This is a genomic window from Psychrobacter fulvigenes (assembly GCF_904846155.1).
GTDB classification, from domain to species: Bacteria; Pseudomonadota; Gammaproteobacteria; order Pseudomonadales; family Moraxellaceae; genus Psychrobacter; species Psychrobacter fulvigenes.
This window is the reverse complement of sequence record NZ_CAJGZP010000001.1, coordinates 2,267,365-2,285,558: the sequence shown is the minus strand read 5'-3', so window position 1 is coordinate 2,285,558 and position 18,194 is coordinate 2,267,365. Positions and strand designations below refer to the sequence as shown.

General features: G+C 45.7%; 11 protein-coding genes. 4 read left to right on the top strand and 7 right to left on the bottom strand.

Translation table 11 applies throughout. The annotated features are described in order from the left end of the window. Positions 1–37: 37 nt before the first annotated feature. The 5 genes from JMX03_RS09640 to JMX03_RS09620 all read right to left on the bottom strand — a co-directional run bounded on the left by JMX03_RS09640 (position 38) and on the right by JMX03_RS09620 (position 6,352). Positions 38–1,249 (bottom strand): ABC transporter permease, encoded by a 1,212-nt coding sequence (locus JMX03_RS09640; RefSeq protein WP_201596437.1) that lies wholly within the window; start codon positions 1,247–1,249, stop codon positions 38–40. Further along, the gene (locus tag JMX03_RS09635) at positions 1,249–2,517 is read right to left on the bottom strand and encodes an ABC transporter permease (protein WP_201596435.1); all 1,269 of its coding nucleotides are present in this window, start codon (positions 2,515–2,517) and stop codon (positions 1,249–1,251) included. The genes JMX03_RS09640 and JMX03_RS09635 overlap by 1 nt, the downstream gene beginning before the upstream one ends. A 3-nt stretch (positions 2,518–2,520) precedes the next feature. Then, entirely contained in the window at positions 2,521–3,732 is a 1,212-nt protein-coding gene (locus JMX03_RS09630; RefSeq protein ID WP_201596433.1) for an HlyD family secretion protein, read from the bottom strand. Positions 3,733–3,877: 145 nt separating this feature from the next. After that, complete coding sequence (locus JMX03_RS09625) at positions 3,878–4,741, bottom strand: YihY/virulence factor BrkB family protein (protein WP_201596431.1); 864 nt, start codon at positions 4,739–4,741, stop codon at positions 3,878–3,880. Positions 4,742–4,807: 66 nt separating this feature from the next. Beyond that, on the bottom strand, positions 4,808–6,352 hold the full coding sequence (locus JMX03_RS09620) for a TolC family protein (RefSeq protein ID WP_227695580.1): 1,545 nt from the start codon (positions 6,350–6,352) through the stop codon (positions 4,808–4,810). A gap of 578 nt (positions 6,353–6,930) precedes the next feature. On the opposite strand from JMX03_RS09620, the gene glpK reads away from it, so the two are divergent. The 4 genes from glpK to JMX03_RS09600 all read left to right on the top strand — a co-directional run bounded on the left by glpK (position 6,931) and on the right by JMX03_RS09600 (position 11,541). Continuing rightward, positions 6,931–8,535, top strand: coding sequence for a glycerol kinase GlpK (gene glpK, locus JMX03_RS09615; RefSeq protein WP_201596429.1), 1,605 nt, complete (start codon positions 6,931–6,933; stop codon positions 8,533–8,535). Positions 8,536–8,942: 407 nt separating this feature from the next. Then, on the top strand, positions 8,943–9,455 hold the full coding sequence (locus JMX03_RS09610) for a hypothetical protein (RefSeq protein ID WP_201596427.1): 513 nt from the start codon (positions 8,943–8,945) through the stop codon (positions 9,453–9,455). 121 nt (positions 9,456–9,576) lie between these two features. Next, the gene (locus tag JMX03_RS09605) at positions 9,577–10,605 is read left to right on the top strand and encodes an endonuclease/exonuclease/phosphatase family protein (RefSeq protein WP_201596424.1); all 1,029 of its coding nucleotides are present in this window, start codon (positions 9,577–9,579) and stop codon (positions 10,603–10,605) included. A 222-nt stretch (positions 10,606–10,827) separates the two neighbouring features. Then, positions 10,828–11,541 (top strand): TetR/AcrR family transcriptional regulator, encoded by a 714-nt coding sequence (locus tag JMX03_RS09600; RefSeq protein WP_201596423.1) that lies wholly within the window; start codon positions 10,828–10,830, stop codon positions 11,539–11,541. Between the two features lie 214 nt (positions 11,542–11,755). On the opposite strand, the gene JMX03_RS09595 is transcribed toward JMX03_RS09600, so the two are convergent. Both JMX03_RS09595 and JMX03_RS09590 read right to left on the bottom strand, forming a co-directional pair. Then, positions 11,756–12,718, bottom strand: a complete 963-nt coding sequence (locus JMX03_RS09595; RefSeq protein ID WP_201596421.1) for a hypothetical protein — start codon at positions 12,716–12,718, stop codon at positions 11,756–11,758. Positions 12,719–12,834: 116 nt separating this feature from the next. Further along, complete coding sequence (locus JMX03_RS09590; protein WP_201596419.1) at positions 12,835–18,120, bottom strand: DUF11 domain-containing protein; 5,286 nt, start codon at positions 18,118–18,120, stop codon at positions 12,835–12,837. Between the last annotated feature and the right edge of the window lie 74 nt (positions 18,121–18,194).

Sequence of the window (18,194 nt, the reverse complement as noted above, 5' to 3'; positions counted from 1 at the left end):
TTTGGTATCAGTATCTTGCAAACAAGTGCTTTATAAATCAAAGAAAGCTTTTTTGTAAAGCAGGTTGTTTGGAATCCGTGCGCCGACGCATAAATAACAGAAAGGCGAAGTAAAACAGCCATAAACCAATTAAAGCATAGAATCCTGTAGCGACTTGCGAGAGGCTGGCGCCCATTTGATTAAGCTGGACTGAAGTGTTGATCGCAGGGGTTGTAGGTACTAACCAGCGCAAAACTTGCAGTGCTTCTGGCAGCTGATTGGCCGGCCAAGGATAACCGCTCATAAAAAACATCGGCAGTGAGCTAAAAATCAATATTTGCATACTGCGTTCACGCAGTCGAAACCATAAACCAAACACGCAACCAAGTGTCGCTACGGTCGGACAAAATATCATCAGAAATAGCAAGCTCCCAAGCATATTTTGTCCGCGCGGATAATGATGCAGCTCAAAGGTCCAGCCATAATAAAAGCAGCCAACTGCGAAGCTGAGTACGCTCATAGCAGCAATCCGTCCGAGCCAGCCGCGAATACTGGTGCTATGGCGACGCTGCTCGTACCAAGTACTAATAAGCATTGCAGTCGCTATTAACAGAGTTTGTTGCAGAATAATAATCGATACCGCTGGCACCACATAGGCACCGTAGCCCTCAGTTTGGTTATACAAAGGCATAATCTGCAATGGTACGGCTTGAGTGTTTTGCGCAGCAGTAGGCGCATAAACCCCTTGAGCAACGTTTTTTTTGACTTCTACCCCTGCTGATACCGTACTGACCGCTTGTAAGAACCCCATCTGCACGTTTTTATTTAATAAAAAATAACCACCATTACCGAGTACACTGACGCTGGCTGCCTTTCCTGATAACACTTTCTGCTCAAGTCCGCTTGGAATAATCATGTAGCCTGCAATTTGATCCGACCAAATGGCTTCTTTGGCTGCTTGTTCATTAAGAAAACGTTTGGTGTTTAGCTGTGGACTAGCGCTGCTATAGCGAACAATGGTACGTGACAAGTCACTATTGTCATAATCGACAATACCGACCGGCACATGATTGACTACCTCAGATGAATAGGGCCATGGATAAAAAAAACCATAAATAATAGGCGCTATAATCAACATTAAGAGCACGCCTTTATCGGTAAACACATCTTTGAGCGTTTGGATAAAGTTTGCCCAAAACGACTGTGGCACTGGTGGTTTCTTTAAGGAGGTTGGTGTTTTTACAGCCTTGGCTTTAGGTAAATTCGACATTAGCGTGCTCCCCAGCGCTCAGGATGCGCTAAAGCGCGTTTGGTCAATACAACCATCAATATCAGCGCAATGATGGTTGCCAAAAGCAAGCCATAAACAATGGGCAATGATACCGCAACCAGTGCTTGCATCTGTAGCTGGGCAATGTGCAGCTGCAGATAATGCGTTAAGGGTAGGGCGTCCGCCCAATATTTAGCACTGTCGGTAATGGCGATATAAGGATAAGTCACGCCTGCAAAGGCATAAGAAGGGACGGAGATGAATCCGGTAGCAGGTAACCCCATACGTAATGAAAATGAGCCGAGCGTAAAGACAGCGCCAAGCCAAAATGAGAGAGTCATCAGCAATACCAGACTCATATAAGTGATTAACAACGATACTGTGTCCACGCTTTGTTGCGGTGTGGCAAGCCATAATGCCAATGCTGACCAGACGCTATAAGCCAGTATGGGCCAAAAGTACTTGCCTAATAAGCCTACGAATAATACGGATAAGCTTGCTTTTCTTATACTATTCGTGTGCTTTATATCATTGTTTTTATATTGACCATTGTAATTACCCAATGTGAAATCAGGCGTGCCTGAATCGATAAAACGAGACCAACGTCCCAGTTGCTTATCGCGTAGCTCTCGGCCAATTGTCGTTGCACCAATCACCATTGCCAAGATATGTAATAATGCAGGAATCACAGTCGATGCCAAAAACTGCTGATAATTATTGATGGCGTTGAATAAGCTGGTGCGCTGAATGGCGATAGGAGAGTAGTTGATTGCTGCCTGCGAAGGTGCCATCCCTTGCTTGACCAGACGCTGTATCTCAACGCCTGCTGATAATGTACCGACGACCGCTTGTACACTGGTCTGAATAATACCTGAATGAGTACCATACTGAGCGTTCACTTGCAAAACGACAGGCGCAGGCTTACTAGATGAGATATTGCGTGAAAAGTCCTCAGGGATGATAACAACCGCATACACGTCCCGTTGCAAGATAGCTGCTTCGACGTCGGCTGGCGAGTGGTAATGTTGATAGACGGTTAGCTCAGGACTGGCTTCTAGATAGCGCACCAGAGTATTGGCGATAGGACCATTGTCTTGATCAACGACCCCGATAGGCAAGTCATTGATTTGAGTCTGCGAAAATATCCACCAAACCAGCAATACAGTTGCTAGTGGTATCCACAGTACCATCGCCAAATCCCACTGGTTTTTGGCTAAGAACCGCCGCTCATAGGCAGCACTGCGTAAAAACGCTTTTAGCAAGTGCATGGTTTACTCTTCAGCCTGAATAGCAGCGGTTGGATCAATCTTTACAATGACACTCATTCCAGAGCGAATACGACTGTCTGGGTTTGAGGGTCTCGCCTTGATCTCAAAGGTGCGTACATCAAAGCCGTCATCATTATTGGTCGGTCGCCATGTGGCAAAGTCAGACAGAGTTGAGGTGGCGTAGACGGTAAACTCTTTAGTAAAAGGCTTATCCGTAGAGGACAGCGCTGGAATCGTGCCCGTAAACCGTTGACCAATAGCAAATTGATTTAAGTGGTTTTCGGTGACGTTTAGCACGACCCATTGATCGTCTGGATTGACTAAAGTCAGTATTGGTACACCTTGACCGATGACTTCACCTGCGCTAACAATCACATCGTCTACAATACCTGTAATCGGACTTTTTAAGTTAGCCTCTTCTTTTGCTACCAGGGCCTCTTCAAGCTGAGCATCGACTTGCGCCACTTGAGCGCTCGCGGCTGCTTTATCTTCACTACGCGCGCCTTCCGTCGCAAGATCATACTGCAGGCGTGCCGCTTCGGTCTGATCTTGCGTGGCCAAGTATTGAGCATAAGCTTCATCGCGCTTTTGCCGAGCCATGAGACCTTCTTGATACAGGCGATTGACACGCTCATAAGTATTGGCGGCCAAGTCAGAGGCAGCTTTGTTGGCTTGCCATGCCGCTTTTGCCTGCGCAATTTCCTGCGGGCGTGCACCGCTTTCCGCTTTATCCAGTTGGCTTTGCGCCATTTGCTTACCAGCACGAGCCTGATTAATCTTAGCGTTGATTTCAGGCGAGTCCATTTCGATGAGCTGTTGACCTGTGGTTACTTTGTCGCCTTCGGTGACCATGATTTGCGCAATACGTCCAGGCACTTTTGCGGCGATGGAGGTTTGCTGCATTTGCATCTGCCCCTGCAAGCTAATCGTTTCTGGCTGGCTATGCTGATTACTTTTGAAAAGCCCATAAGCGATGACCCCAAGTACCGCAATGACCAAGGCAGCAAGAATTGCTTTTTTTAGCATGGCTGATTTATCAGATCTGGCATTATCACGACGATAAGCAGACGTTGCCTGTCCTTGCTCTGCATTAGGTCTGTCTTCTACAGAATCCACTGACGGCTGATCATCATGAGACAGCTGTGACTCATCAGTGTACTCGGTCGAATCAGTTGATTTGCGTGAGTCGTCTGATTCATTTGGAAATTCAGTCATGACAGTGAGATTCCTAAAGCAGTAAAGTTGAGAGTGGAGGGCTTATTGTAAAGGTAGAAGAGTAAAAGGCTGCAAGGTAGACTTCTAACAGTGATAGCAATCAGTAATTATCAAAACTACTACCCTAAAGGCGTTTTAACACGCCTTAGTACACTCGAATAGCATGGGGTTTAGATCTTTCTATGGCTTCAAAATTAAAAATAGCACCAAAGGCGACGATGAAAGCTGAATAATAAAGCCATAGCATAATAACTACGGCAGCTGAAAGCGCCCCAAACTCAGCACTATAGTTATTGAAGTTTTGCACATAAATTGAAAACAGCACAGACAATAAAATCCAGAGAACGGTCGCGAGCGTTGCTCCTGGCACCAGTTTTTTTAGCGGTTTGGCATCACGGTTTGGCGCAAAACGATAAAGGCTTAAGAAGCTTAAGAATATGATGCCAGCCAATATCGGCCATCTGCTCCACAGCGCAATGGTTTTGGCTATTTGAGGGAAGGGAAAGTAGGCTGCCCCCAAAGGAATGATAGCGATAGAGGAGATCGCTATGATCAACACCACTACCGCTGCAAAGGTTAGACTAAGCGCTCGAATCGTACCTTGTATAAAGTTACGCTCTTGGGTGATGTGAAAGGCAAGATTGACCAGAACAATTAAAGACTTGATACCCTTAGAGCCAGCATAAAGCGCTAATAACGTCGATGCAACAAGACTAAATGTCAGAGTTGTCTTGGTATTAGAGACCAGTTCGCTCAAGCGTGAATTAAGGACGTCGTATACAGAATCAGGTATAAACTGACGCAAAAGTGAGATCTGTTCTTGCATTTCAGCGGGTGAAAAAGCGAGACCATAAAGCAGTACAAACACCGCCATTACTGGAAAAATAGATAAAAAACCAAAAAAACCTACGCTCGCACAATGTGCCCAAACATTAGAATTGTTTGCTATACGCCATGCCTGCAGCAAGGGCTGTAGCCAGCTTGTCGATTTAGAGGTCAGTTTTTTCATAACATGGTTATTCACAGTAGGGTTAGTAATATTGTTTTTAATAACACTATTCTTAATAGCAAACTACTACTCGCTATACAAAGTCGGCAGGCGAATATCAGCAGCATTGAGATACGCATTAAAGGCGAGCGGTGTGCCAGCACTTTGCATCAATGCGGCGAGTGCTTGCACATAATCACTGGCCGCTTGCGCCTGCTCGGTACGAGCTTTGAGTGCTTGCGTTTGCGCTTGCACCACTTCAATGGCCGTATTCACGCCCTCTTGTAGTCCAAGACGACGTAAGCGTAATACTTCAGTCGCCAGATCCACGTTGCTTTGTAGTGCTTGGTAGCGCGACTGAGCATTATTGACATCGTTCCAGTTTTTTTCGACCAGTAGTAGCAGATTATCATTGACCTCAATCTCCGAAAGATCGGCTTGGCGAATTTTAGCCGTGCTCGACGCCAAAGATGCGGATTTATCCAAACCGCCCCAGAGCTTCCAACTGGCAGAGATACCAGCAATCCAGCTGGGGTCTTTTTCAGCTTGTCCATAGCCATAGAGCATGACAGTCGGCTTGTAGCCAGTGTCCGACAGTGCATGTAACTGCTGCGCTTGTGCGCGTTTTGCCGCCACTTTTTGTAGGCCTGGATGATTGTTCAGGGCTAATTGTTGAAAGTATTCTATATCTGGCAAGGGGCGACTGGAAACAAATAATGGCGTGGTAGGCTTAATACGATAATCAGTGCGTAGCAAACGCTGTAAGGCAATCATCGCCAGACGCGCATCATTGTTTGCCTTTATGGACTCGCTTTTGGCGTCGGCAAGAGCAGACTGTGCTTCTAGGCGATCGACACGCGAGATAAAACCTTCTTCGAATAATCGCTGTGCCATATGGTCAGTCTGTTGCAGCGTATCATAAGCATCTTCACGTAGGTAGGCAGCAATGATGGCCAACTGCGCCTTAAAATAACGCTCAATCAAGGTGTTATATAGCTCGTTTTTATCTAATACACTATCTGCTATGGCCTCTTGGGTACGGGCACTGGAGGCACCTGTGAGCGCCGCCGTACGCCCAGCAGTATAGACTGGCCATGCAAAACCAAGACCTGCGCCTGACGTTGAGCCTGAGCGTTTAAACTCATGAGAGTTTGGGATACGCTCACCGAAGTCGGGAATATTTGGTGGCTGGTACGACTCCAGCGCATCGCCTATGTTGTCGCCTACCTCATTGACACCACTGATGATTTCGTTTCTTAGCGATGACAAGTCAATATCTTCTTGAATGGTGTAAGTACTCGCTGACATTCTTGCAAAGACAAAGGGCCTGTCTATCGTTTTGAGTGCATCGGTTTGGTATTCACTGGCTGCAATGGCGGCTTGATTGGCAGCAAGCTTGGGTGAGACTTGTAATAAAATATCTTGCGCTTGCTCAAGACTCAAATGGCTAGAGACCTCTATCGGATAGCTGTTAGCGATGCTTTTATGGGTGATTGGATCGACGAGGGTATTTAAAGGCTGGCTGTCAGAGTCAGTGTTAATATGAGTACTTGCTGCGACCGTATGACTTGAGACTCCTATCAACATGAGAGTCGCAATAGCACTAGGCAGAGACGAGATAGCAAATTTCATAAGAGACTTATACCGTTAATCAGGAAGCAAAATATTATCGTGCAAGGTATTTGAATATATAGTGTTTTAATGGTCAATACTGTTGAGGTTTTGGCATTAAAAACATTGGTTTATTATCAAAAAGTAAAAGCCAATAGAGTAATAGACTCTAATAATAAAGCAAATCATAAAAGCAGCAGCTATCTACATAACTTGCTGATAGCAATAAAGCATACACTGTAGTGCTGCAATCATGACTGGTCAATGCTCATTATTGGCTTGTTATTCATTGAATACTGATTTCTTTCAAACTAAAACGCTATTTTTAATCCAAAGGATAGCATTATTTATGATAAAGGATGAGGATAAGCTAGTAAGTATATGGCTTTTATAACAAGGTAATGATAGAGATGCAGGTATCTGGATAGTGAGATATTCAAAGTTATAAAGAGACAAGTGTCATACAATATGCTAAATGTCATAGAGTGATGGTGTATTCTTTGGTGTAAAGCATAGGATTGCAATAGGTTGTTATCAGAAAAATTCGTCAACACGTTAGGCAAGCCTAGTAAATCATATAGCATACTGAGAGGTGGATAATGGCAGGATATATATTGGCGCTGGATCAAGGAACGACATCGAGTCGGGCGATTTTGTACGACGATCAGGCGCGGCCTATTGAAATTGCTCAGCAGCCTACCACGCTCAAAACCCCAAAAGCTGGTTACGTGGAACAAGATGCGCGCCAAATTTGGCAAACTCAAATCAGCTGTGCTCACGATGTCATCAACCAAGCAGGACTACTCGCTACCGATGTCACCAGCATCGCCATCACCAATCAGCGCGAATCTATCGTCATGTGGGATAAGCAAACCGGCGCACCGCTGGCACCTGCCATTATTTGGCAAGACCGGCGCACAGCAAGCTACTGTCAAGATATGGCTAATGAGGCTATTGGTGATGTGTCAAAGGTAGATATATCAAAGAGGGTGCAGCAGATTACGGGCTTACGCTTGGATCCTTACTTTAGTGCCAGTAAGATTGCTTGGCTGCTTGAGCATTATCCCAAGATTAAAGCGCGCGCCAATAGTAGCCAAGGTGGGCAGATAGCAGTAGGGGCTATCGATAGTTGGTTGATTTATCAGTTAACTGGCGGTGAGCATGTCATCGATGTGACCAATGCCTCGCGTACTCTGCTATATGATATTCATAAGCTGGCGTGGTCGGAGGAGCTGTGTGCACGCTTTGATATTCCGCTGGCGATATTACCCAAAGTACTGCCATCAGATGGCGATTTTGGCAAAACTAAAAGGGGACTGTTTGCCAAACAAATTCCTATCCATGCGGTATTGGGCGATCAGCAAGCAGCACTCTTTGGTCAAGGCTGTCTCGATCCTGGTATGGCAAAAAATACCTATGGCACTGGCTGTTTTATGCTGATGAACATTGGTCAAACCCCTAAGCTTAGTGAGCATCAATTACTCACCACTATAGCTTGGCAGCGCCGAACACCAATGAGCCGTGTGGATGAGCTGTCTATCAGTGATATTGTGCAATCTGGTAGGCGCATTATACAAGCTCCTAGTACGTTTTTTGGTCGCGAAGTCAATTATGCCATCGAAGGTAGCGTGTTTATGGCAGGTGCCATCGTACAGTGGTTACGTGACAATCTGGGCATGATCAAACAAAGCTGTGAGGTGGAAGATCTCGCACGGCAAGTAGAGAGTAGTGAGGATGTAGTGTTGCTCCCTGCTTTTACTGGTCTAGGCGCTCCCTATTGGCGCTCTGATATTCATGCCAGTATTAGCGGTATGAGCCGCGGCACCACCAAAGCGCATATCGCTCGCGCTGCGCTTGAAGCGATTGCCTATCAAACCTATGACGTGCTTATCGCCATGCAAAAAGACAGTCCGCATCCACTCACCGAGCTACGAGTCGATGGCGGCGCTGCCAATAATGACCTGCTCATGCAATTTCAAGCAGACTTGCTTGGCGTGCCGGTACTGCGCCCGCAAGATACTGAAATCACTGCTAAGGGTGCTGCGCTTCTCGCTGGTCTAAAAAGCGGTTTATATGACGAGAGTACGATGAAGGCGTCATGGCAAGTCGACCGTGTCTTTGAGCCTAGTATGTCAGCTGAGAGACGTGCACAGCACCTTGATAAATGGCAGGCTGCTATTAGCAGGGCATTGATAGATATCTAAGCAAGTTATCAGTTCAAGCTGCAAAGTACTCATATAAAGTGCTTATATTATTAAAGGGCAAACATCGCCGTCGTTGCTTCAAGCTGTGATTTGACTAGCGGTGACTCAACAAACGGCGACTTAATCAACGGTGATTTAATTAATACGGTACGCAACATAAAAACGTCAGAGTTCGGCTGACGTTTACATGGTCAGTAACCTAGTCAAGTATCTCTGTTATAAACATACACGCTGTAACTTAAGCTCATCGCGAGGTGGACACAGTTTACATAACGGGCGTATCAGCTAGGTGCTTGTGACTCATATAATTTATTCGTGGTAGACCAAAGTATGATTAGCAATCATCACTGGTTCTAGACATTATTAATTAATGGCAAACCTATAACCAATAATATAAGGATAACAATATGAGTAACTATGACGATATCGATCGCAATGAAGTAAAACACATGTCGAAAGAGTCAAAGAAAGATTTGAATGCTGATATCATTACTGGAGAGCCAGGATCGCACCCAGTAGGGACGGGGGTTGGCGGTGTCGGTGGTGCAGCAGCGGGCGCAGCCATTGGTACCATGGCAGGGCCACTGGGTACTTTAATCGGTGGTGCTATCGGTGCCATCGTCGGTGGCGGCGCAGGTCATGCAGCTGCAGAAGCTATTGATCCAACACGTGAGGAAGCTTATTGGCGTGCAGAACATGCCAATGCCAGCTACTTCAAAGATGGCTATGAATTTGATCGTGACCTGCATCCAGCCTATGCAGTTGGCTATGCTAACCGTGCGCGCTATCCAGTAGACGCCCGTTTTGATGATCACGAAGCAGACCTAAAGCGTTCGTGGGAAGAGGTAAAAGGTGATTCACGTCTGGCATGGGAGGAAGCTCGCGAAGCATCTCGTGATGCTTGGAACCGTGTCAGCTAATCACTGATAGCCAAAGCCATGGCAATTTGTGCTATGTTAAAGCTTCTAGGGAAAACTCTAGAGGCTTTTTTATTGTGAATAGATTTAATTTGATGTTAAAAATAAAAAGAATAGGGATATTATGAGTCAGTACGCCATTGCCGAAGGTAAAAAGCAGTTCTATATCGCTACTGCAAATTTACTTAACTTAGCCAACCCTAGCAGAGTTTATTACGAAAACGCCCCAGCTTATGATCAGAAGACTTATCAGCGCAAGCTAAAGGGGCTTACGGATTTACTTGCCAAGGCTCATGCCGATATCATCGCGGTGCAAGAGGTATGGGATACCGATGCATTAGAGGCATTGGCGGTGTCATTAGGATTTGAGCGCAAACATGTGGTCGCGCCGCTGGCAAGCAATGATAGCGCCAGTCCTTATACCCAAGGTCACGGTGCACAAAAGACACCTGCCGTCGGTATTATTAGCCGTTTTGAGCAGATAGAAACGACCTTATTAGAAGAGATAGCACCAGAAGCCATCATCGATGTTCCTGATGTCGGGCCTTATGAGCGATTCAATCGTCCGCCGCTACTCTTACGTGTCAATGCCTTTGGGCAGCCAATTACTATTATTACCGCGCATCTAAAAAGCAAGCGTGCCTATCATTTGCGCGATGAAGACGGTAATCTATTAGAGGATATGGATGATCCTAATATCCGTGTGCGCGCCAAACTTCGCAGTCTATGCATGCGCGCATCAGAGGCTGCCTCGATACGTATGTCTATCATAAAGCGCCTGCAGCATACTCGCGAACCGCTCATCTTATTAGGTGATATGAACGATGTGACGGGTAGTGTCACCACGCAGTTGATGACTGAGACAGGTGAAGTCAACTATGATAAAAGCATGCGTGATGTTGCTTTGTTTGATGCTGCCCGTATCCAATCGCGCTATGGCTGGATGAAGGATGTGGCTTATACTCATATTTATCAAGGCATGCCAGAAGTGATCGATCAGCTGTTTGTCTCAGAGGAGTTTTTGCCTGATAGCAAGTTTGCACTTGGTGCTGTCGAACGAGTAGATTATTTTAACGACCACTTAAAGTGGGATTATATCGATAGAGCCACTGATCATGGTATTATACGAGCGAAAATAAAGATTCATGATTAATCGTTTGCAACGTCTAATCATACTATTTAATTGATACATTAATAATTTAGCCCATACACGCCCTTTGCTTGATAATGTACAAGTATCTATGATGCTTAACCGCTGATACGAAGATGGTCATATTGATCACAATCCGTAAATAGCAGGCTGGTTTGATGCTGTTACTATCAACGAATAACAGCTATTCATGAAAAATTAGGGTATAACATCGAGAGGTCTGTAATGAGTGAGCAAGTAAGCGACAATGTTGACGATAAAGTTGACGATAAAATGGAAGACAAATTAGTTGATTCAGAATTGGCAAAAAAACTGGTGCCTAATAAATTCAAATTTACTAGCCAGCAGGGCCGTGCACGCCGCCAAAAACTCTTAATGGGTGCCAAAAAGCTGAGTGAAACCAAAGCCATCAATGATATTACCTTGGCTGATGTGTGTGAAGAAGCAGGCATCCCAAGGGCATCCGCTTATCACTTCTTCCCCAATATTGAAGCAATATTTTTAGCGCTGCGTTTTTTGAATGCTATTGAAATATTAGAGATATTGGCAACGGTTGAAACAGAAGACTATGACAGGTGGCAGGGCTACTTAACGGCAATTATAGAGCGCAGTGTGGGTATCTTTTATGATGACAGCACCAAAGCTAAGCTGATCTATGATACCAATACACCAGATTTTGAAGGGGATAGCTTCGGTGAAGATATTGACTTGCAAATCGTTGAGTTGGTATATGAGCGCTTGACGCAGCGTTATGAGTTGCCTAATTTTGGTGATGTCAAAGACATGTTAATGGTGACTTTTAGTATTATTAATGGGATATTTACTTTATCGTATCGCCGTCATGAAGAAATCACGGATAAGTATCTGCAAGAAGCGACCATCGCTGCCATCGCTTACCTGCGCTGCTACTTACCAGAGAACCTACCACGTAAAAAGTAGTAATACCAAACTCAAAAAGTGCGATTAACGTTATCAAACTTGCTAAGCCTACTAGGAATAGTACTTGCACAAGTTTTCCGCGCTACTCTAATTTTTGGAAATGGTATAAGTTTTAGCGCATAGCCATAGATAGTCTTGGATAATAGCACTACAAAAAAGCTGGCTCATAGTATGAGCCAGCTTTTTTATTGGTAGGAATGACAGCGATACTGTGTTAATCACCGATATGATAAGTCACGATTGGCATAGGCAGAGCAATCGTTGGTGCAGACTTATGACTGATATGAGTATTGTTGGCTGAGTTTTTATTCATGACAGGCATGATAGGAAAGGTTTGACCACGACAGACATCATCGCTTGGGTCTAGTGGGGCATAATTTTTGTAATAGTCGTTGATTGCGTTTTCTAGCGCTACGTTGGTCTGTGAGTCATGAGCATTGACGTATGCTTCGCGAGCTTGCTCAAGCCAGCGGTCTGCCATACGAAAGTGGCTGCCTGACTCTCTCCAGCCGCGCTTACATTGGTTGGCGGCTGCCCAAACTAAAGCAATCTCACTAAAGGCCATTTCACGCGGTGCTGTTTCTATACCGCCACTGTCTTTTAAGGCATTGAGGGTTGCCCAAAGATCAGGACGCATCAACGCTGAAAATACAGGGATATCAGAGGTTATCTCGAGTTGTTCATCATTATCGTTTACAAGTGCTTGTAAAATCGTGTGACTTGCCTGTACGGCATGGCTGCCAGCAGCAGATTTACTTTTTATGCTGTCTTGGTGATAGGCATAGTTCAGCCAAGCTTGTGCTTTGTAAGCAAAGTACTGCTGACGCGGCGTGAGAGCTTGCTGCTGATAGCGCTTTAATTCAGTGAACATGCAATCAATCGACTGCCGTTGCGCACTTTGATATTTTATAGGCGTCGTTTGCGCTCTAATATCCTCGGTGCAGTAGTTAGCCAAACTCGCTAAACTGGGAGCGCTGTCGATAGTAGAGTTATCATTAGTACTACCAACCGTGTTATTGGCAACTGTGTTATTAATCACAATGTCATCAGAATGGTTGGCTGCAGGTACAGATGGCGACATAGCACACAGCAATAATGCAGCCCCTAGCGCTGTACCTGTAGAGAGAGTAGGTAATCGATTATTTGTTTTTTTTAATACTGCTGTTAATTTGAACATAAATCCTGCTTAGTAGTATTGCTAAAACCATGTTGCTTGAAATCATAAGGTTGCTAAGGGCCAAACGCTAAAACCAATACTGTAAAAGCCATACGCTGAAAATTATAAAGTAGAGATTATAAAGTAGAGTCAGTGTCTAAGCGTTGGTTTTTGCGAGGGTCTTTACGCTTAAACAAATCTTCGTCAAACTTAAAGCGCAGTCTAAAATAAGCGCCTTGTTGGGTGGTATCTTCATAGGCGATGTCTTCGTCCTCAAAGCCCATAAAGTTATAGCCAAGTGACAGCCATAGGTTGGTCATAGGACTATAGCCGACTTCAGCACCCAGCATATATGACATGTCATCAGCTTGATCATTCCAGTATGTCCCTGCTTGTAGACCAATATCCCAACGCTCGCTGATGTCGTATAGACCACGGGCGTAAGCAGCATGTGCAGTATTGTCACTGGCGATTCCATCAGCATCATACTCGGTATATTTACCCGCATAATGCCCAGAAATAGTGAGCGGACGCGTTGGATGATAGTTGCCACTCCATGACCAAATGACAGTGTCTTTTTGGTACGGATCGGCTCCCGTAATGTTATCGTCCAAGCGATATTCAAGCTTGGCGAGCATGTCTAGCTGATTGCTGTCATAGTCGCGATAGGCGGCACCAAGCTGAAAGCGATTGATGGTGCGATGACCATCATCATAGTCTACTCGTGAGTAGATGTCTTTTGCTAGTAAAGTAATGTCATCAGTATAGCGATAGGCGATACCAGCACTACCTAATAAGGTATCACTGGTATTGCCCCAGCGTTTTTCTAAGCGGCCTGATGCTTTGTAGTTTTCTTGCGCGAGATACTCAACACCGAAACCTGCGGCAGTAGCGGTGCTGTCTTTTTCACCTTCGAGTGACTCCACACGCTCAAACAAAGTATTGAGGGTTAGGCCTTCTTGTACATACCATTTGTTCTTAAGACCGATAGCAGCTTCTGCTTCGCGAGCGCTGATGGCATCACGCATACGGTATTCGCTATAGACCTTGCCGTCCTTCATATAGGCGGCGTCAAAGCCAATCACGGTACGCTGGCGCTCATCAGTATCATCAAGACCATAACTGCCTGATAAGCTGTTGATTAGGTCATGACGAGCATAGATACGGCCTAGATTTCCTATTGGCGTCTCACCACCGATAGAGGTGGCGTTACGATTGCTGTGCTCAAGATCTTGCTCATATTCGGCAAATACCAGTGCGTTATTGAGCTTGGGTAGGCGGGCAGTGATGCGGGCGCGGGCAGTGGTGCCTTCGATGTCTTCGGCCGCGTTATTGACACCATTGAGCGCAGACTGATTGGTAATATTGTCATTGAATATCGTGTCATCAGTGAGGTCTTTTACATCCGTTGCACCTTGAATATTACGTGAAGCGGCTGTAGCATCTTGCTTATAATAACGCACACCGATTTCACCAACGATGTTGGTAGTTAAACGCTGCTCAACGCTGGCTTGAACCCCTTCGATGCTGGCTTCAGTGGTGTGGTCTTTGCTACGCACACCTTCCAGCTTGAACGCAGTTTTTTTGCTCTCTAGGGCATGAGTGACTTCTACGCCAGATTCTGTACGACCAGCGGTAAGCGGTGATGCGCCTGTAACGAAGCCTTTATCCGCGTCGTTGTAGTAAGCTTTTGCCCGTGTGCGTTTATTGTCGTCATAGTTTAGCTCGATACGCAGGGCGTCGCCGTCAGTATCGTTGCCTGTTAGTTCTGTTGCATTGATCTGATTGCTTGGATCGTAATTAGGATTTTCAGCTTTACTTTTGGCATATTCAGCGACCAGTTTTAGCTTGTCATTGAATTTGATGACGTTGTTGATACTGGCAAGCTCTTCTTTGTTCAGTGGGTCATCACTATTGATGTAGCTACCACCGACAGAGACTTTGTCCGTCAGTTGTTGCTTGGCAGCGACACCGCCGACCCAATAGTTCTCGCCACCTTCATCTACTTCCACAGTGACACGCAGGTAGATAGGGTTGCCATCAAAATCTTGGCTAGCAATTGGCGATGTCAGGTATAAACTGCGGCTGATAGGGTCAATCTCATAATCAGCGAAGCGCGTCAGGGTCTCACGGCGCACGATAAGTCCAGGATTGTTGGCATCGCGAGTGATGACTTCGATGGTCTCAGAGTTTTCAAGTACCGCGTCGAAATTTTCTGCGAGCGGATAAGGGCCTGAAATACCAAGGCCACGAGTTTCGTTGACACGCTGTGATGAGCTGGTCTCTGCAGCGAAGGCTGTAATACGAGTGTTGTCGTCTTCGTACTGTGCTTTGACACCGGTCAAAGTGCGGTTGTACTGACCAAGCTTAATGCCTTCGTCGTCTGTCACGTCAGTCTTTAAATCGCCATACATGGCAAACGAGCGGCCTTTATCCAAGCGTACATAGAGCTTGCTGGTCGACTGCGCATCGAAACCTTTGGCCGATGAGTCGCCATAGACAGGATAGTATTCACCTGGCTCGATATCACGGAACAGGCGCTCGCCTTTTTTGTCGCTATCGTAGGCCAGGGTTAGTAGATAATCACCGCGCACCTTGCCTTTTAGGAACATAGCGGCACGACCAGTTGCTGAGTAATCATCATTGCCCGAAAACTCGTGCAGCTCCTTTTCAAATGCGCCTTGAGCATCAGTGATGCTGCCGCCATCGAAGTCTTTGAGTGAGATAGCGCCCTCAACGATACCGACGGCGATCAATGGGCGTAGCTTGGCAGTGAACTGCAGCGGAATAATTTGCTTGGTACTACCCGTATCGATGACCAGCTCACCTTTACCTGGTGCACTTGGTGCAATCACTGGAATCAGTAGCTCGCCACCGCTGACGGTGACCTGAGTGCCCGCTTGGTCTTTGTTGCTGTCTTTTAGGTTGATACGGCCGATATTGGTATCGATGGTGATCGGGGTAGAAGCCACATAAGGACGGTTATCACGGTCTTTTAGACTGATGACGACTTGATATTCGCTGACACCATCGGCTTGTATCAGTTGTGTTTGCGTACGATAGTCGATGGCTTGCAGGCTATCAGGGGTGACTACTTCTATGCTCTGCTCGGAGATGACTTGCCCAGTGATATCAGTGGCTACACCGCGCAAGGTATTACGGCCACGCTTGAGATCTACCGCATAGTAGTCAAAGGCAGTGACGTTTTGTTTTTTCTGCTCGGCGGTCTTACCGATTTGCTGCTCAGATACTGCTTTGCCATTGGCATATAAAGTAAACTGAGAGCCGAGTGGCGCTTGTACTTGTACCAGCTGCTTATATGAAGCCAACTGCTGCCCTGAGCTTAGGTTAATAAAGCTTACATCGTTGTTTGGTACTTCTTTGAGGAACTCTTCTAGCAGCTCAGATTTTGGTTGCTTGATGGTGTTGACCGTCATGTTGACGCGATCAGCATTTGGCTCGACCATGTCTGCAACTATCGCTGAGTCACATTTGATACCTTGATCTAAGTCATCATTGGACTTACAGCCACTAGCATCGATATTGTCGCTGTTATCACGGTCACGGTCATAGTCAGGCTCCAGTGCTAGCTGGTTTTTGATGGCTTTTTCGAGTGTATCGTTCTTGGCGCTGATGGTTTTGCTACGAGTGATCAGCTCTTGGTTCAGACGTTCGGTGCTGTCCGCCATACCACCGACGATAGCGAAGTCGGCACGGTGCAGCTCGCCGTATTTGAGGTCGACGAAGCGGCTACCGGCATCGCCAGTATTACGATTGCTTTGGATGACAAGCTCAGTATCTCTAGGCAGAGTCGTGCGGTCTACTTTTAGGACGTGGGTTTTGGCACTGATACCATACAGGTTGTATTTACCTTCAGGATCGGTCACGACAAAGTTACCGTCCTCCATATAGATACGTACGCCAGCGACACCAAGCTCGCCATCTTCTTTTTGTTGGATACCGTCACGGTTGATGTCGTGATAGACCTTACCGATGATGATGCCATCAGTATTCATCACCCCGCGGTTGACTTCGATTGGCCACTGCGCCTCTCTAGAAGTGATGATTGTGCCACCCGTCGTATCAAAGTCGCTACCTTGAGCGATAGCACGGTTGATACCGTCGCCACCAAGTGCAGAAGAGCCAATCAAAACGCGATAGGTGACTTTTTTGCTGGTTCCTGGCGTTAGATTACCTAAGCCTAATACTTGATATTTACCAACTGCTTTGAAGTCATCAGTTTTTGCACTGTCGATACGCATGGTGCCTGGTACATAGTCAAAGCCACGTGGCATCGCATCTTTTAAATCGACGTCATAAGCAGTCGTTTCACCATCGTTTTTGATGTTAATGGTGTAGTTGACATAATCGCCAAGCTCGGCAGTTCTGACATCAGCTTCTTTTTCTATTTTGAGGTTGGGCAGCACATCGATGATGGTGGTATTGCTACTGATATTGGTGGTGATGTTTTCGCGATTACCCTCTATATCAATATAAGCGTCTAAAGTAGCTACTAACTTGTCACCTAGCAGAGTCTGAATGATATCATCGTTAATCGCATTGGCATTGTTTTGCGTAGGTACATTTAAGCGATATTTACCAGTATTATCACCTGTTTCAATGGCTTTTAATGAATAACGATCGCCTGTCATTGGAGAGGTGATAGTGATCCATACTTGATCTTGCTTATAAGGATCAACGTTGCCTTGCGCATAACTGGCTTCGACATAGACGTCTTTGCTAATTTGCGATGAGGGTTGATCACTGTCAAAGGATTTGTTTTTAAAACCGATACCTGGCTTTACAATGATAAGGCTATCAGTCTCTGTGACTGCCTTTACCGACGGGTCTTCGACGACAGTTGCACCAAGCTGAATATCTATCAGGTCGCCGTCGGTTGCATCAGCGGCAGTTAGTGCCTGGACGATTAGCTGAATGCTTTCGCCTTGTCCTAGTCTAATTTGAGCAGTTAAGTTATCAAGCAATAGCTGCTTATCTTCACCATCGACGATGCCGTTGTTATTTAAGTCCTGATAGAGTCTTATATTCGATAAAGTATCAGGTATTGTTAGCCTTAGATCGACAGTCTGAATATTATAACTATTGCTTGTGAGTACATTTACCCAGCTGGCAGTGTTGCCTGGCGCTACAGTTTGTCGTGGTGACTTGCTTAGATTGATACCATACTCTGATAGAGCAGAGGCTTTGACTCGTACTCTATTTGATTCAGACTTTAAGGTGTTATCCGTTTGGTTATTGACAGTGTAGCTGGCATTAGCAATATTATCGATGATGCTGAGCACATCAGAGGTAGCTGCCGCAGCGGAATTTGATTGCATAATCAGTATGGCTGCAGTTAATGCAGACAGTTTGGCTACTTTAGCCGATAGACGAGTAGACTGAGCGATACAGTGAAGTGTCATATTACGTGATTATCCAATCAAATCCAAAACATAGGGACTGTCCTTACTTTTTTACTTTTAGAGCAATCTAAGTA

Bases quoted from the DNA above. Each gene is read 5' to 3' on its own strand.
- JMX03_RS09620 (WP_227695580.1), bottom strand. From the start codon at position 6,352: ATGAAATTTGCTATCTCGTCTCTGCCTAGTGCTATTGCGACTCTCATG.
- JMX03_RS09635 (WP_201596435.1), bottom strand. From the start codon at position 2,517: ATGCACTTGCTAAAAGCGTTTTTACGCAGTGCTGCCTATGAGCGGCGG.
- JMX03_RS09595 (WP_201596421.1), bottom strand. From the start codon at position 12,718: ATGTTCAAATTAACAGCAGTATTAAAAAAAACAAATAATCGATTACCT.
- JMX03_RS09625 (WP_201596431.1), bottom strand. From the start codon at position 4,741: ATGAAAAAACTGACCTCTAAATCGACAAGCTGGCTACAGCCCTTGCTG.
- JMX03_RS09630 (WP_201596433.1), bottom strand. From the start codon at position 3,732: ATGACTGAATTTCCAAATGAATCAGACGACTCACGCAAATCAACTGAT.
- JMX03_RS09600 (WP_201596423.1), top strand. From the start codon at position 10,828: ATGAGTGAGCAAGTAAGCGACAATGTTGACGATAAAGTTGACGATAAA.
- JMX03_RS09590 (WP_201596419.1), bottom strand. From the start codon at position 18,120: ATGACACTTCACTGTATCGCTCAGTCTACTCGTCTATCGGCTAAAGTA.
- JMX03_RS09605 (WP_201596424.1), top strand. From the start codon at position 9,577: ATGAGTCAGTACGCCATTGCCGAAGGTAAAAAGCAGTTCTATATCGCT.
- JMX03_RS09640 (WP_201596437.1), bottom strand. From the start codon at position 1,249: ATGTCGAATTTACCTAAAGCCAAGGCTGTAAAAACACCAACCTCCTTA.
- glpK (WP_201596429.1), top strand. From the start codon at position 6,931: ATGGCAGGATATATATTGGCGCTGGATCAAGGAACGACATCGAGTCGG.
- JMX03_RS09610 (WP_201596427.1), top strand. From the start codon at position 8,943: ATGAGTAACTATGACGATATCGATCGCAATGAAGTAAAACACATGTCG.